Genomic DNA, 15,171 nt, shown 5'->3' on the forward strand with positions numbered 1-15,171 from the left:
CATGAAGGCGTATGAAATACATAATTGTACTGTGTGATGGAATGGCAGATGAACCACTCGAAAAACTAGGAGGAGAGACACCTCTGGAGGCGGCGGTGACAGTAAATATGGATAGACTTGCCCGAGATGCAGAGATTGGAATGGTGCGCACTGTGCCGGAAGGAATGGCGCCGGGGAGTGACACTGCGAATTTATCAGTGATTGGGTATGATCCAAAAAAATATTATACCGGACGTTCTCCTCTGGAGGCATTGAGCGTGGGGGTTGACATGACTCCTTCGGATGTGTCCTTCCGCTGCAATCTTGTCACACTCTCAGAAGAAGGCGATACATATGAGGAACGAAGAATACTCGATCACAGCTCCGGTGAAATCACAACACAGGAGGCAGCCATCCTTCTAAACGCATTAAAAGAAGGGCTGAAAAGAGAGGGCTATGAGTTCTATGTGGGAACAAGCTACCGGCATTTACTGGTTTGGAAAAATGGAAAAGTAAGAGAGCTGACTGCTCCCCACGATATATTGACAAAAAGGATTGGAGATTACCTGCCGTCTGATCCTGTACTGCGGGAAATGATGGAGAAAAGCTATGCTATATTAAAAGACCATCCAGTGAACCAGGCACGTAAGGAAAAGGGATTAAATCCGGCAAATTCTGTATGGTTCTGGGGTGCTGGTACGCGGCCTATGCTTACATCCTTTGAGAAAAAGAATCAGGTCAAAGGCGCAATGATTTCTGCCGTAGATCTGCTCAAAGGGATCGCAGTAGGGGCCGATATGTATAATATTACAGTGGAGGGGGCCAACGGGGGACTTCATACAAATTATGCGGGAAAAGCGAATGCTGCGGTAAAAGCGCTGACAGAGGAAGGATATGATTTTGTCTATATTCATATTGAGGCGCCGGATGAGATGGGACATCAAGGAAATATAGAAGATAAAATAGAGGCGATTGAACGGATTGATGCGCAGATTATCGGGCCGGTAGCAGATAAGCTGAGAGAAGCAGGGGAAGCTTTCCGTATGCTGGTGCTTCCGGATCATCCGACACCGATACGTCTAAGAACGCATACTAGCAGTCCTGTGCCATATCTTTTGTATGACAGCACACAAAAAGCAGAAGGAAAAGAAAGCTATTGTGAAAAAACAGCAGAGCAGACAGGAATTTTTCAAGAAAAAGGACATGAACTGTTAAAGCATCTTCTGAAAAAAGGGAAATAAGCTTTATGAATATGTCAGCATCAAAGTACGAGCTGGACTTTTAAGAGTCCAGCTCGTATTTACTATTCTGGTATTGAAATGATTGGAATTTCTGTTTTTTTCAGACACTTGTCAGAGTAAAAATTACAGCACAAGAGAAGGAGCCGCATAGGTACGGGCAGCCATCTCCTGATCTAACAAATACAGGCTCTTCGGATCAGAGCCAAAAAGCTCCATTTTCTTAATCAAATCAGAAGCGTTTGTCTCCTCTTCCCCCTGCTCCTTTACGAACCAGTCTAAAAACTGCATGGTACGGAAATCCTTTGCATCGCTTGCAGCTCCGTAAATATTGTGAATCAATCCAGTTACATAACGCTCGTGGTTTAATGCAGCTTTTAAAATATCGATATGTTCGTTTGCGTCAAATTTAGGCTGCTCAATGGCCTCATAGGTTACAGGAATGTCATTGTTCTGCATATACTGTACAAACAGCATGGCATGATCACGTTCCTCCTGCGCCTGTATCTGATACCAGTTGGCAAATCCATCCAGGCCCGCATCTGAAAAATAATTGGAAAATGCAAGATAGAGATATGCGGAATAAAATTCTTTGTTTACCTGCGTATTTAATAATTCTGCTACTTTTTCGTTTACCATTATATGTTTCTCCCTTCTTTTACGTTTGAAGTATGGGCGTCTGTATTATTTGGAAACCAGAAACGCCCCTTCTTACAAACATAGCACAGGTATATAAAAAAAGCAATTGTTCTATGTGGAAAAAATATCCTTTAAGGTATCAGTTCAGCCATACAGTGTGAGGGAAGCATAAAACATGCTTGCATGTTTTTGCGAGCGTACATCTGTATGAGCTTAAGCGCCCATCAATGAGTAAAACGGTGGCGGCAGCCACGATAAGCACGCAGTGCAGTTTTACGAATGGCGCGGGCTGAACTGATATGTAATGACATTTGTCAATAGATAAATCACAAAAATCATCACAAATTTTATGTTTTTGTTTTGGAGACATCCTGAAAAGGCTTTAGACATATCAGTCCCCGGCATTGGCCACTCTGATATACGTGGATTCGGATCGCTCCTTACCGACAGGTCAATGGTCCGCCGTGAGCCCTGCTGTCTGTTAGCGTGGATCATAGTTCCCTATGCCGACATAGTTCAGTCGCAGATAGCTCGAACCTTGAAAGATGCTAAAGCCCTTCCAGGGTGTCTCCAATCGTTCGGTTTTCCTGCCGTAAGCAGCACTATCCTGCTTACGGCGCTTGTTTATCCGCCATAACTGCGGAATGGAAATGTCAGGGCTGCCCGGCACCGCCTGCGGCGGCTCGGCCTTGATATTTCTGGGACGCTGTGATAAATCCTTGTTTATCTTTCCGTCAGATTTCCTACCATCATCCCCCATATAAAGCACGCCAATTCTCTTGCAATCGCTGTCTTTACAACATTCACCTTTTTCCCTTTCGTCAAAACCATCGTATAATACTTACGCCGAAAACGTTCGTTGGCTTTGTCGGCATATGCGATGACATCTGCCGGGTTACCGTACTGTCTTTCCTTCAATGCCTTTGATTTAAACCCGACACGTCCCCGCGTGTAACTTTGGGCTGCTTCTACCAACAAGGTACGGATGTGGCTGTTTCCCGCCTTTGTGATCCCCAGTCTGTTCTGGGACTCACTGCTGGAACGCTCCCCGGGCACAAGCCCCAGATAAGCAGCAAAACGCTGGGCAGAAGAAAAACGTTTGAAATCTCCAACCTCAACCATTGTAGAAAGCGCAGTCTGTATCTTGATTCCAAGAAAACAGGATAGTTTTTTGACGCCCTCCCTGTATTGCGGTTCGCCTGCAAGTTCCTCAATGCGTCTGTCCATACGTTCGATCTTATCTGTCAGCTGATCGTAGGTAGACAGGTATTCCATCAAAATATCACGATAAAGCCCTTCCGGTTTTAAAGCCCTCAGCCATTTGAGATGAGCCTGTGTCCACTGGTTTACAGTTGCGTCATAGCGGTAGCCATGCCGCAGGCAGAACGCACTGATTTGCTGCTTTACTTTTTTGAGGGCAATCTTATGGTCGTTACGCATCCGGATATATTCCTTCACCTGTTCATCTTTTTCGGAAGGAATGTGTACCGGGCTGTAATCGTGATGTGCCAGACATCTTGCGATCAGTGCGGCATCGCGTTTATCCGTTTTGACCTTTTTCCTGCTGGTTGGCTGTGGTATTGTTGTCGGGGCGAGAAGGATACATTTTACGTTATGGTCCATGAGTTCGTGGTATAAGGTGTAGCCAAGGCATCCCGCCTCATAACCACAAATAAACAAAACATCATCGCCATAGTGGAAACGCATAGCTTCCAGATAATTCAGGACTTTGCTGTAATGAGGGGCTGTTTTTTGAGGATATTCAGCCTGCTCTTTTTCATTTGTGTAGCAGCAAAGTGAAAAACTTTTTTTGTGTACATCCATTCCTACGTAAACTGTGTTATAATTCATTTGATGACCTCCATTTGTATGCGGTAATCCCTGTTACCATTTATTGTTCCGATTTATAGTATACAGGTAAATCCACGAACCTACAAATCGGAGGTCATTACATATTGTCTGTTACCTTATAAGAGACAGAAAACAGATATGTATATTTTAAACAGAAATAGGAGAAAATGTATAGGAAGAATTGTAGCTGAAATACCTAAAATGTTTAAAATGAGAATATCTCTCATGTAATGAGTTGATTTCGAGAAAAAGTTTTGGTAGAATATAGTGGGTTAGAAATAACTAACCACATGTGAATAAGTCATGGAGAACTCCTTTTTGCCCTGTAATACCTGAGCCAGGACAAAAAGGAGCTGCCATGGGAAAGGACGTATTGTATGGATTATTTAGAAATTGAAAAGGTAATAGGACGTGAAATTATTGATTCCAGAGGAAATCCGACAGTTGAAGCTGAAGTACATTTGGCAGACGGCACGATTGGAAGAGGGGCAGCGCCGAGTGGTGCTTCTACAGGTGAATTTGAAGCTTTGGAATTGAGAGACGGAGACAAGAACCGTTTTGGAGGAAAAGGGGTTTCCAAAGCAGTGGAAAATATTAATACAATCATTTGCAAAACCTTAGAGGGTATGGATGCATCAGATATATATGCGGTAGATAAGGCTATGATAGAGGCAGATGGAACACAGGACAAGTCTAAGCTGGGGGCAAATGCAATTCTGGCTGTTTCTATTGCATGTGCAAGGGCAGCAGCAATTTCCCTGGATATTCCCCTGTATCGTTTTTTAGGAGGAATCAACGGAAATTGCCTTCCGGTTCCTATGATGAATATCTTAAACGGCGGGGCACATGCTGCAAACACAGTGGATGTACAGGAATTTATGATTATGCCGGCAGGGGCTTCTACATTTCAGGAGGGCCTGCGTTGGTGTACAGAGGTATTTCATGCACTGGCAGCACTTTTAAAAGAGAAAGGGCTGGCAACGTCTGTAGGCGATGAAGGTGGTTTTGCGCCGGATCTTGCAAGTGATGAAGAGGCAATCGAATACATCTTAGAAGCAGTGAAAAAGGCAGGATATGAGCCGGGAAAAGATTTTGTACTTGCAATGGATGCGGCATCAAGTGAATGGAAGGGAGAAAAGAAAGGCGAATATGTACTTCCCAAATGCAAGAAGAAATTTACTTCAGCAGAATTAGTTGAACACTGGGAGGCGCTTTGCGATAAGTATCCGATCTATTCTATCGAGGACGGCCTGGATGAGGAAGACTGGGAAGGATGGCAGCTTCTGACACGTAAGTTGGGTGAGAAGGTGCAGCTTGTCGGTGATGACTTGTTTGTAACAAACACAGAAAGACTGAAAAAAGGAATTTTACAAGGCTGTGGCAATTCTATTTTGATTAAATTAAACCAGATTGGTTCTGTGTCTGAGACATTAGAGGCAATCAAAATGGCGCATAAAGCAGGGTATACGGCAATTGCTTCCCACCGTTCAGGAGAGACAGAGGATACGACGATCGCTGATTTGGCAGTGGCGCTGAATACCTGTCAGATTAAGACAGGCGCACCGAGCAGAAGTGAACGTGTGGCAAAATATAATCAGCTGTTAAGAATTGAAGAGGAATTAAATGACAGTGCGGTATATCCGGGATTCGAAGCTTTTCATGTGAAAAGATAAAAAATAAGAAATGAGTCAGGAACCGGCAGGACAGTAGTTCTGCCGGTTCTTTGTATGTGGACTTCACAGAGAATGAAAAACAGACAAGACCGTTGTAAGAGAAAAAGAAAATGGATATAATCAATGTGAGGAGGAGCATATGTGTGGCAGATATTATATAGATGATGAGACAATGAAAGAGATAGAAAAACTTGTGAGAAGCTTGGACAAAAAACTTTTTGTTTACGGCAAAGGAAGAGATATTTATCCTTCGCAGGAGGCAGCGGTACTGTTTGAATATCAGCAAAACGTATCGGCAGATTTTATGAACTGGGGGTTTCCTGGTTACGGGAAAGGACAGCTTCTTATTAACTCCAGGGCTGAAAGCGCTCTGGAAAAGAAAACCTTTCGGGAAAATATTTTAAACCGGAGATGTATCATCCCTGCAAAGGGATTTTATGAATGGAATATGCGAAAAGAAAAAAGTGCTTTTTTTCGTGATGACGGTATGCCCCTTTTTATGGCGGGATGTTATGGGGTGTTTGATGGACAGAGAAGATTCTCAATTTTAACTACAGCGGCGAACGTGTCTGTTTTTCCAGTCCATGCCCGCATGCCGCTTATTTTAGACCGAGATGAAGTATCTGACTGGATATTAGAGGAAAGAAGTACCAGAGATTTACTGCATAAAATACCGGCACCGCTTAAGAGAGAGCAGGACTATGAGCAGATGAGCCTATTTTGATGAAAAGAGTTTAAAAGCAAGACGGAAAATATCTGATGGAAAGCGGTATAGGTGTATCTTCTTTTTTGTACTTTCATAAAATGGAAAATAAAAAGGAGATTACAAAACCATGGCTTCAATTAGTCTCTGTATGATTGTAAAAGATGAAAAGGAAGTGTTGGACAGATGTCTGACAGGGGCGAAAAAACTTGTAGATGAAATTATAATTGTGGATACGGGTTCTAAGGATGGGACTGAAAAAATAGCAGAAAAATATACAGATAAAATATATTATTATCCATGGTAAGATGATTTTGCAGCGGCACGAAATTTTGCTTTTGAAAAAGCAAATATGGAATATTGTATGTGGTTGGATGCGGATGACGTGATTTCAGAGGAAAATGCGGCAAAATTTCTTATAATGAAAGATACGTTACCAGAAGATACAGATATGATCATGCTTCCGTATCAGACAGCATTTGATGAAAGAGGAAATCCTGTATTCTCTTATTACAGAGAAAGGATTGTAAAAAATAAAAGAGGATTTTTCTTCCAGGGGAGAGTACATGAAGTGATTCCTCCATCGGGAAAAATTTTGCGCAGAAATATTCCGATAGAACATAGAAAAAAGAAACCTTCGGCAGGAGAGAGGAATCTGCGGATATATCGACAGATGGAAGAGGAAGGAACATATTTTGACAGTCGGGCTTTATATTATTACGGCAGAGAATTGTGCGCACATGCACAATATGAAAAGAGCAGGGAAATTCTGGAAAAGTTTTTAAAACGAAAGGATGGTTGGATCGAGAACCGGATAGAGGCAACGCGGCAGTTGGCTTTTTGTTTTTATCAGATGGGAGAAGAAGAAAAGGCACTGTATTCGCTTCTGCGCGCATTTCAGTATGATGTGCCGCGGGGAGAGACCTGCTGTGATTTGGGAAAGCACTTTTTAGACAGGGAACAGTATGAGCAGGCGATTTACTGGTACAAACAGGCTTTTACAGCAAAGAAAGAAACGGAATCAGGTGCATTTGTGCAGGAGGATTGCTATGGTTTTATTCCCGCTATTTCTTTGTGCGTATGTTATGATAGAATAGGAAAACAGAAATTAGCAGAGCAGTACAATGAGATGGCTGGAAGATATAGACCGGATTCCGTTTACTATCTAAAAAATAAAGTATATTTTCAAAAATATCGGCAGGGTGGCAGTGCAGAATAGGCAAAAAAGAATTCAGAACATATATTAATAGAGAAGTTTATAAGAAATGAAGGAAAAATATATGTTATGGTTTAAGAAAAATAAGGATGAGGAAGTAAGAAATCAAGAGATGCAGAAGCAATCGGTTCGTTGTGGATGCAATCAAAAACCATCTTGTCCGCCTCCTTGTCCGCCCTGCCCTCCCGGAAGACCCGGGGCTACAGGCCCAAGAGGTCCAAGAGGACCTGAAGGAAGAATGGGACCAGTAGGCCCAACCGGAGCGACTGGCCCGTCTGGAGGGCCGACCGGAGCAACTGGGGCAACTGGGGCTACTGGAGCCACAGGAGCGACCGGAGCCACTGGAGCCACCGGTGCTACAGGTACAGCAGCGACGATTCAGGTTGGAACAGTGACGACAGGAGAGCCAGGAACAAATGCAGAAGTGACAAACCGAGGAGATGAAAACAACGCGGTATTTGACTTTGTAATTCCACGTGGGGCAACTGGAGCAGCAGGAGCGACCGGAGTTACCGGAGCAACAGGAGCCACAGGAGCGACTGGAGCCGATGGAGCAGCGGGAGCCACAGGAGCGACTGGAGCCGATGGAGCAGCAGGGGTCACCGGAGCCACCGGTGCTACAGGTACAGCAGCGACGATTCGGGTTGGAGCAGTGACGACAGGAGAGCCAGGGACAAATGCGGAAGTGACAAACCGAGGAAATGAAAACAATGCAATATTTGACTTTGTAATTCCACGTGGGGCAACTGGAGCAGCAGGAGCGACCGGAGCCACAGGGGCCACAGGAGCTACCGGAGCAGACGGAGCAGCGGGAGCCACAGGAGCGACTGGAGCCGATGGAGCAGCAGGGGCCACTGGAGCCACCGGTGCTACAGGTACAGCAGCGACGATTCGGGTTGGAACAGTGACGACAGGAGAGCCAGGGACAAATGCGGAAGTGACAAACCGAGGAGATGAAAACAATGCAATATTTGACTTTGTAATTCCACGTGGGGCAACTGGAGCCACCGGAGCGACTGGGGCCGATGGAGCAGCGGGGGCAACTGGAGCGACTGGGGCCGATGGGGCAGCAGGAGCCACTGGAGCGACTGGAGCAGACGGAGCAGCGGGAGCTACCGGAGCCACAGGAGCGACTGGAGCAGACGGAGCAGCAGGGGCCACCGGAGCTACCGGAGCAACAGGAACAGCAGCAACAATTCAGGTTGGGACGGTGACAACAGGAGAGCCAGGGACAAATGCGGAAGTGACAAACCGAGGGGATGAAAACAATGCAATATTTGACTTTGTAATTCCAAGAGGAGAAACAGGAAGCGGCGGCGATACGCCGCGGGAATTTTTGTCAGCGTATTCGACACCACCTCATCCGGGAACCAGTGGAGCTACGTTGGATTTTGATAGAAATAATGCTTCAAATGGAAATTCAATCAGTCATGCAGAAGGAAGTGCGGACTTTATAATAGAAGAGCCTGGATATTATTACGTTTCCTTCCACGGTACTCTTTCACCAGCAAGTGGAGTAGACTTTCCTTTGGCACTTTCACTGGTTTTGCAGCAGCAGGGTGCCTCTGTCCCGGGAACATCGGTTTATCATACTTTCCAGACATCAACGGATACCAGCAATGTTGCCTTTACACAGATTATAGAAGCGACAACTGCCCCTATTACTTTGAACATGGTAGGAAGCGGCGGCAATTTTATTTATGCGAATATATCCATGGTAATTCACAGAATGAGTGGGCTGTAAAAGGATTTGTCAGGAGACACCGGCATTGGGAAACCAGTGCCGGATTTTTCATTGTCTATATTGATTCGGGTGTCAAAAGGTAACTTGTTTAAATTCTCTTGTCAATTTTCACAAAAAGTAACTTTTCAGACTCCGGTGCGCGGAGTATTCTGATGAACCTATTAATACGAAAATCACGTCAGCAAAGGCTTCCATGATTTTTGAGTTTCATCTCCATTGCGCATAAAGTCGTCTGGCAAGTTATCCTTTTGTGAAAATTGCCGGAAGCATTTGCAAAAGTTACCTTTTGACACTCTAATCCTATATTATAAAAAATAAATTATGAGAAAAAATCTCAAAATAAAAAATAAACTTGAAATATACCCCTTAAGGGTATATAATCTGAAACAGAGGTGAAGAAAATGAAAGAAACAAAAGAATGTTGTTGCACACATAAAACAAAAGAACGCTCAGAAAAAGAGAGCAGGGATTTAATAAACCGCTTAAGTCGGATCGAAGGGCAGGTACGGGGAATAAAGAAAATGGTAGAAAATAATGCATACTGTACAGATGTTTTGATCCAGGTATCTGCGGTGAATGCTGCGTTAAACAGTTTCAATAAGGTACTTCTTTCCAACCATATTAGAACTTGCGTGGCAGAGGATATACGGGAAGGTAAAGAAGAGACAATTGATGAACTAGTTACGACTTTACAGAAATTGATGCGGTAAGCGAGGAGGAGAAACAATGAAACAATATACGGTGACGGGAATGAGCTGTGCCGCCTGCAGTGCACGTGTGGAAAAGGCAGTTTCCAAAGTCCCGGGAGTGACATCCTGTTCAGTGAGCCTGTTGACAAATTCAATGGGAGTAGAAGGGGATGCAGAGGCGGCGGCCATTATATCAGCGGTGGAAGAGGCTGGATATGGGGCGGCAGAAAAAGGAAAAGAGAAGAAAAGCAGTGCTGTTTTGGCGGCAACGCAGGAAGATTCTCTGAAAGACAGAGAAACACCGTTATTAAAGAGAAGACTGATTGCTTCGCTGTGTTTCCTCATTCCTTTGATGTATTTTTCTATGGGGCATATGATGTGGAACTGGCCAGTTCCAGCGGCTTTAAACGGCAATCATGTTGCAATGGGGTTAATACAGCTTCTTTTTACATCGATTGTCATGGTGATTAACCAGAAGTTTTTCATCAGCGGCTTTAAAAGCTTATGGCACAGAGCGCCGAATATGGATACCTTGGTGGCATTAGGAGCGACGGCTTCTTATGGGTACAGTATTTATGCGCTGTTTGCTATGACAGACGCACAGATGCGTGGAGATATGGCAGGTGTAATGGCATATATGCACGAGTTTTATTTTGAGTCAGCAGCAATGATTTTGACGCTTATTACTGTTGGAAAAATGCTGGAGGCACGTTCAAAAGGAAGGACAACGGATGCTTTAAAGAGCTTAATGAAACTGGCGCCAAAAACAGCTACTGTACTGAGAGAAGATATGGAAGTAGAAGTGTCAATTGAACAGGTGAAAAAGGGAGACGTTTTTGTAGTGCGCCCTGGTGAAAACATACCGGTGGATGGAATTGTACTGGATGGAAACAGTGCAGTCAATGAGTCTGCCCTTACTGGAGAAAGCATTCCAGTTGATAAGAAACCGGGAGATCAGGTATCTGCGGCGACGCTGAACAATTCCGGATTTATCCGGTGCGAGGCTTTAAGGGTAGGGGAAGATACTACCTTGTCCCAGATTATACAGATGGTAAGTGATGCGGCAGCTACAAAGGCGCCGATTGCAAAAGTTGCAGATAAAGTGTCAGGTGTTTTTGTGCCGGCGGTAATTTCTATTGCTGTAGTGACGATCATTGTATGGCTTCTGCTCGGGCAGACTGTTGGATTTGCTTTGGCAAGAGGAATTTCTGTTTTGGTAATCAGTTGTCCCTGTGCATTGGGATTGGCCACGCCTGTTGCGATTATGGTTGGAAATGGTATGGGCGCGAAGAATGGAATTATGTTTAAGACGGCAGTATCCCTGGAGGAAACAGGAAAGATGCAGATTGTTGCATTAGATAAGACTGGAACCATCACAAGCGGGGAACCTCGTGTGACAGATATAATTCTGGCAGATCAAATGACTGAGGAAGAGCTGTTGTCTTTTGCCTATGCATTGGAGAAAAAAAGCGAGCATCCCCTGGCTCATGCAGTATTGGCGCAGGCACAGAAAAAAGGTATTGCTCCTGCAGGAGAGACACAGGATTTCCATGCTGTTCCAGGAAACGGGCTTTCTGGAAGACTAAATGGAAGCTTGCTGGAGGGCGGAAATTTGAAATTTATCAGAGAAAGAGCTATTATTTCCGACGAAATACAAAAGAAAGCAGAGCTGCTTGCAGAGGATGGAAAGACACCTTTGTTCTTCAGCAGGGATGGAAAGCTGATGGGGATTATTGCAGTAGCAGACGTAATAAAAGAGGATAGCCCACAGGCAGTAAAAGAGCTGCAGAATATGGGAATTCATGTTGTTATGCTGACCGGAGACAATGAGCGTACCGCTAAGGCAATTGGACGTCAGGCTGGAGTAGATGAAGTGATTGCAGGCGTATTACCAGATGGAAAGGAAAGTATTATCCGCAAGCTGAAGAAAAAAGGGAAGGTTGCCATGGTGGGAGATGGAATAAACGATGCACCGGCACTTACCAGAGCAGACATGGGAATTGCTATTGGTGCGGGGACGGATATTGCCATTGATGCAGCGGATGTAGTTCTGATGAAAAGCAGATTAAGTGATGTACCGGCGGCAATTCGTTTAAGCCGTGCGACTCTTAGGAATATCCATGAGAATCTTTTCTGGGCGTTTATTTATAATATAATAGGAATTCCACTGGCTGCGGGAATCTGGATTCCGATTTTTGGATGGCAGTTGAATCCAATGTTTGGAGCAGCAGCTATGAGCTTATCCAGCTTTTGTGTTGTGACAAATGCACTGCGTCTGAATTGGTTTAAAATGTATGATGCAGCTAGGGATAAAAAAATAAAACAAAATAAAATGAATGAAAAACAGGAGGAGACAACAATGAAAAAAACAATGAAAATCGAAGGAATGATGTGTGAGCACTGTGAGGCGAGAGTAAAGAAATGCTTAGAGGCGCTTCCACAGGTGGATGAGGCGGCAGTAAGCCATAAGGACGGCACAGCAGTTGTTGTATTAAATGCAGAGGTATCTGATGATGTACTGAAAAAGACAGTGGAAGAACAGGATTATACAGTGGTTGGAATTGACTGAGTAAAACGGTGGCGGCAGCCACGATAAGCACGCAGTGTGGTTTTACGAATGGCGTGGGCTGAACTGTTACTATTATCTTAAGAAAAAACCCGTTTTATATAGTAGTATTTACCAATATGGGGTACTATATAGATAAAACGGGTTTTTGTATTGTAACAAAGTATGGGAGGCGAAGTCAAATATGGAATTTTTAAGTATATTTGATGTATTAGGGCCTAATATGATAGGCCCGTCCAGTTCGCACACAGCAGGTGCCGCATCAATTGGACGGATGGCATGGAAGATGTTCCAGGATCGTATAAGAAATGTGAAGTTTATTTTGTATGGTTCTTTTGCCAGAACCTGTCAGGGACATGGAACAGATAAAGCTCTGCTTGGGGGGATTCTTGGATTTGAAACAGATGATATACGTATTCGTAAATCGTTCCAGCATGCAAAAGAACAAGGTATTTCCTATGAATATATTCTGGATACGGAGACAGTACCGGATCATCCTAATACGGTGGACATTGAATTAGAGGGATATAAAGGGAAGAGGATGTGTATAAGGGGAGAGTCCGTCGGCGGCGGAAAAATAAAAATTACACGCATCAATGGAATCCATGTAGAGTTTACTGGAGAGTACAGTACCTTGATTGTAAAGCAATCTGATAAGCCGGGAGTAGCAGCCCATATCAGCCAAAGCCTTGCAGGTCAAAATGTGAACATAGCATTTATGAGACTATTTCGTGAAAATAAAGGGGAATTCGCATATACAGTGATAGAATCAGACGAAAAGATACCGGAAGCAATACTAGAAGAGATTAAGCAGAATCCGGCCGTACAGGAAATTTTACTGGTTCAGTTGTAGGAGGCAGTTATGGATTTTAAATCAGGAGCAGAATTATTAAATTTGTGTGAAAAAGAAAAGACAGTCATCTCTGCGATTATGAAGCAGCGTGAAATAGATAACGGAGAAATAACAGAAGCAGAAATAGAAGTCAAGATGCACAAAGTACTGGATATTATGAAAGCGTCGATAAAAACACCACTGATACATCCAGAAAAATCAATCAGCGGGTTAATAGGAGGAGAGGCGCAGAAGATTGCCACATTCGGGAAAAGTACAGGCAGTGTCTGTGATTCCTTTATGAACCGTGTAATCACCTATAGTATGGCTGTGCTGGAGGTTAATGCTTCTATGGGGCTGATTGTCGCTGCGCCGACGGCAGGGTCATCTGGGGTAGTCCCGGGGGTACTACTGGCGTTACAAGAAGAAAAAAATTTAACAGATGAAGAAGTATATCGCGGACTATATTGCGCGGCTGCGATCGGGTATCTTCTGATGAGAAATGCGTCCGTCTCTGGGGCAGAGGCAGGATGTCAGGCAGAGATTGGCTCTGCTTCTGCGATGGCAGCAGCTGCAGTGACAGAGATAACAGGAGGAACGCCACAGATGTGTTTAAATGCTGCAGGAATGGCACTTGCCAATATGCTCGGATTAGTCTGTGATCCAGTGGCAGGATTGGTAGAGATTCCCTGCCAAAGCAGGAACTCTTTAGGTGCCTTAAATGCGATTGCCTGTGCGCAGACTGCTTTAAGTGGTATAACATTTCAAATTCCTTTTGATGAGATGGCAAAAGCAATGTATCGGGTAGGAAAGAATATGCCGATGGAATTAAAGGAAACTGCTTTGGGTGGATGTGCGGGCACACCCACAGGATGCTCCTTGAAATGTACTACCTGTAAAACAAAGGCTCCATGAACTGGGAAAGAAAATATATTTGATGAATATGCTTTGATATTATAAAATGAGTTAGTGATTTCTCTCTTTTTTAATGATAGAATAGATATAGCGACAGTTTGCAAAAAGAAAGGGGAAAATTATGTATCATATTTCGAATCTGTTTAATAATGATGACATCAAAGTGCTGGATTCAAAAGGAAGCTTTTCTGTTATTGAATATCAAAGAGACTTAAGCGTTACGCCAGAATCAGCGATAGTAGCGTATTACTGCAATGCCATGAATATCCGGAAGAGACAAGTGGTATGTGTGTTGAATCAGTCGTCTGTTGTATTGCAGGCAGGAGCTATGCAGTGGATGGCAGGAGATATCAATGCTACGACGGGAATCAAAGGAGTGGGAGATTTCTTAGGCAAAGCAGTGCGGGGAAAAGCAACCGGAGAATCAGCAATTAAGCCGGAATATACAGGCACAGGGACACTAGTGTTAGAGCCTACATATAAATATATCATTCTGTTGGATGTAGGAGAGTGGAATGGTTCTGTGGTGCTGGATGATGGATTATTCCTGGCATGTGATGCGGGACTTCAGCACAAAGCAGTAATGCGTTCTAATCTGTCATCAGCAGTGGCTGGCGGTGAGGGGCTTTTTAATCTGGGAGTTATGGGGAATGGGATTGTGTGCCTGGAGGCGCCTTGTCCGAAAGAAGAACTCATTGAGATTACACTTAATAATGATACATTGAAGATTGATGGGAATATGGCGATTGCCTGGAGTGGAAGCCTGAATTTTACAGTAGAACGTTCTGGAAAAACACTCATTGGATCGGCTGCTTCCGGAGAAGGTCTTGTAAATGTGTACAGAGGAACGGGGAAAGTGTTGATGACACCGGTTCTGGACAAACCAGTCTGATTAAGAATTACTAAAAGTTTAAAAAGTAAAAAAGAATGTGCTTTGCACATTCTCGCGCCGAAGCGCGCCTGTGTCAGCAGCCATTTTCCACTTGCGCGCAGTGTGCATATTGTATAGGGAACGAAGTTTCCTATACAATAAAAAGAGACTGCTGCAGCTCAAACAAGCTGAATGAAGCCTGTTTAAGCCGCAGCAGTCTTTATTCATCATCCACCTCTTTTTTAGATTTTGTTT

At 44.0% G+C, this 15,171-nt stretch carries 12 protein-coding genes and 1 pseudogene; 10 read left to right on the forward strand and 3 right to left on the reverse strand.

The features are described from left to right. The first annotated feature begins 11 nt into the window (after positions 1-11). Positions 12-1,220 (forward strand): cofactor-independent phosphoglycerate mutase, encoded by a 1,209-nt coding sequence (locus ACZ5C4_RS06885; protein WP_464520343.1) that lies wholly within the window; start codon positions 12-14, stop codon positions 1,218-1,220. 123 nt (positions 1,221-1,343) lie between these two features. Here the strand turns inward: ACZ5C4_RS06885 and ACZ5C4_RS06890 are convergent, their stop codons facing one another. From ACZ5C4_RS06890 to ACZ5C4_RS06900, 3 genes are all read right to left on the reverse strand, one after another. Further along, a complete protein-coding gene (locus ACZ5C4_RS06890; protein WP_464520344.1) occupies positions 1,344-1,856 on the reverse strand; it encodes a ferritin in 513 nt (170 codons plus the stop codon). Between the two features lie 481 nt (positions 1,857-2,337). Then, a complete protein-coding gene (locus tag ACZ5C4_RS06895) occupies positions 2,338-2,616 on the reverse strand; it encodes a hypothetical protein (RefSeq protein WP_464522376.1) in 279 nt (92 codons plus the stop codon). Further along, positions 2,580-3,707 (reverse strand): IS110 family RNA-guided transposase, encoded by a 1,128-nt coding sequence (locus ACZ5C4_RS06900; RefSeq protein ID WP_464520113.1) that lies wholly within the window; start codon positions 3,705-3,707, stop codon positions 2,580-2,582. The genes ACZ5C4_RS06895 and ACZ5C4_RS06900 overlap by 37 nt, the downstream gene beginning before the upstream one ends. A gap of 377 nt (positions 3,708-4,084) precedes the next feature. On the opposite strand from ACZ5C4_RS06900, the gene eno reads away from it, so the two are divergent. From eno to ACZ5C4_RS06945, 9 genes and pseudogenes are all read left to right on the forward strand, one after another. Continuing rightward, entirely contained in the window at positions 4,085-5,380 is a 1,296-nt protein-coding gene (gene eno, locus ACZ5C4_RS06905; protein ID WP_464520345.1) for a phosphopyruvate hydratase, read from the forward strand. 139 nt (positions 5,381-5,519) lie between these two features. Continuing rightward, positions 5,520-6,104, forward strand: a complete 585-nt coding sequence (locus tag ACZ5C4_RS06910) for an SOS response-associated peptidase (RefSeq protein ID WP_464520346.1) — start codon at positions 5,520-5,522, stop codon at positions 6,102-6,104. Positions 6,105-6,234: 130 nt separating this feature from the next. Then, positions 6,235-7,302: pseudogene (locus ACZ5C4_RS06915) on the forward strand (tetratricopeptide repeat-containing glycosyltransferase family 2 protein). Between the two features lie 235 nt (positions 7,303-7,537). Next, a complete protein-coding gene (locus ACZ5C4_RS06920; protein ID WP_464520347.1) occupies positions 7,538-9,043 on the forward strand; it encodes a TNF domain-containing protein in 1,506 nt (501 codons plus the stop codon). 401 nt (positions 9,044-9,444) lie between these two features. Then, positions 9,445-9,753 carry a metal-sensing transcriptional repressor gene (locus tag ACZ5C4_RS06925; RefSeq protein ID WP_464520348.1) on the forward strand — a complete coding sequence of 103 codons (309 nt, stop codon included), beginning with the start codon at positions 9,445-9,447 and terminating at the stop codon, positions 9,751-9,753. Between the two features lie 16 nt (positions 9,754-9,769). Continuing rightward, positions 9,770-12,301 carry a heavy metal translocating P-type ATPase gene (locus tag ACZ5C4_RS06930; protein ID WP_464520349.1) on the forward strand — a complete coding sequence of 844 codons (2,532 nt, stop codon included), beginning with the start codon at positions 9,770-9,772 and terminating at the stop codon, positions 12,299-12,301. A 181-nt stretch (positions 12,302-12,482) separates the two neighbouring features. Next, entirely contained in the window at positions 12,483-13,151 is a 669-nt protein-coding gene (gene sdaAB / locus ACZ5C4_RS06935) for an L-serine ammonia-lyase, iron-sulfur-dependent subunit beta (protein ID WP_464520350.1), read from the forward strand. A gap of 9 nt (positions 13,152-13,160) precedes the next feature. After that, positions 13,161-14,045, forward strand: a complete 885-nt coding sequence (sdaAA, locus tag ACZ5C4_RS06940) for an L-serine ammonia-lyase, iron-sulfur-dependent, subunit alpha (RefSeq protein ID WP_464520351.1) — start codon at positions 13,161-13,163, stop codon at positions 14,043-14,045. A gap of 121 nt (positions 14,046-14,166) precedes the next feature. Beyond that, complete coding sequence (locus ACZ5C4_RS06945; RefSeq protein ID WP_464520352.1) at positions 14,167-14,937, forward strand: AIM24 family protein; 771 nt, start codon at positions 14,167-14,169, stop codon at positions 14,935-14,937. Positions 14,938-15,171 lie beyond the last annotated feature (234 nt).

The sequence above is a fragment of the Mediterraneibacter flintii genome (assembly GCF_055387595.1).

Excerpts from the sequence above, each read along its gene's own strand:
- ACZ5C4_RS06910 (WP_464520346.1), top strand. The coding sequence starts at position 5,520 with ATGTGTGGCAGATATTATATAGATGATGAGACAATGAAAGAGATAGAA.
- ACZ5C4_RS06895 (WP_464522376.1), bottom strand. The coding sequence starts at position 2,616 with ATGGGGGATGATGGTAGGAAATCTGACGGAAAGATAAACAAGGATTTA.
- ACZ5C4_RS06925 (WP_464520348.1), top strand. The coding sequence starts at position 9,445 with ATGAAAGAAACAAAAGAATGTTGTTGCACACATAAAACAAAAGAACGC.
- eno (WP_464520345.1), top strand. The coding sequence starts at position 4,085 with ATGGATTATTTAGAAATTGAAAAGGTAATAGGACGTGAAATTATTGAT.
- sdaAB (WP_464520350.1), top strand. The coding sequence starts at position 12,483 with ATGGAATTTTTAAGTATATTTGATGTATTAGGGCCTAATATGATAGGC.
- ACZ5C4_RS06920 (WP_464520347.1), top strand. The coding sequence starts at position 7,538 with ATGGGACCAGTAGGCCCAACCGGAGCGACTGGCCCGTCTGGAGGGCCG.
- ACZ5C4_RS06930 (WP_464520349.1), top strand. The coding sequence starts at position 9,770 with ATGAAACAATATACGGTGACGGGAATGAGCTGTGCCGCCTGCAGTGCA.
- sdaAA (WP_464520351.1), top strand. The coding sequence starts at position 13,161 with ATGGATTTTAAATCAGGAGCAGAATTATTAAATTTGTGTGAAAAAGAA.
- ACZ5C4_RS06900 (WP_464520113.1), bottom strand. The coding sequence starts at position 3,707 with ATGAATTATAACACAGTTTACGTAGGAATGGATGTACACAAAAAAAGT.
- ACZ5C4_RS06885 (WP_464520343.1), top strand. The coding sequence starts at position 12 with ATGAAATACATAATTGTACTGTGTGATGGAATGGCAGATGAACCACTC.
- ACZ5C4_RS06890 (WP_464520344.1), bottom strand. The coding sequence starts at position 1,856 with ATGGTAAACGAAAAAGTAGCAGAATTATTAAATACGCAGGTAAACAAA.
- ACZ5C4_RS06945 (WP_464520352.1), top strand. The coding sequence starts at position 14,167 with ATGTATCATATTTCGAATCTGTTTAATAATGATGACATCAAAGTGCTG.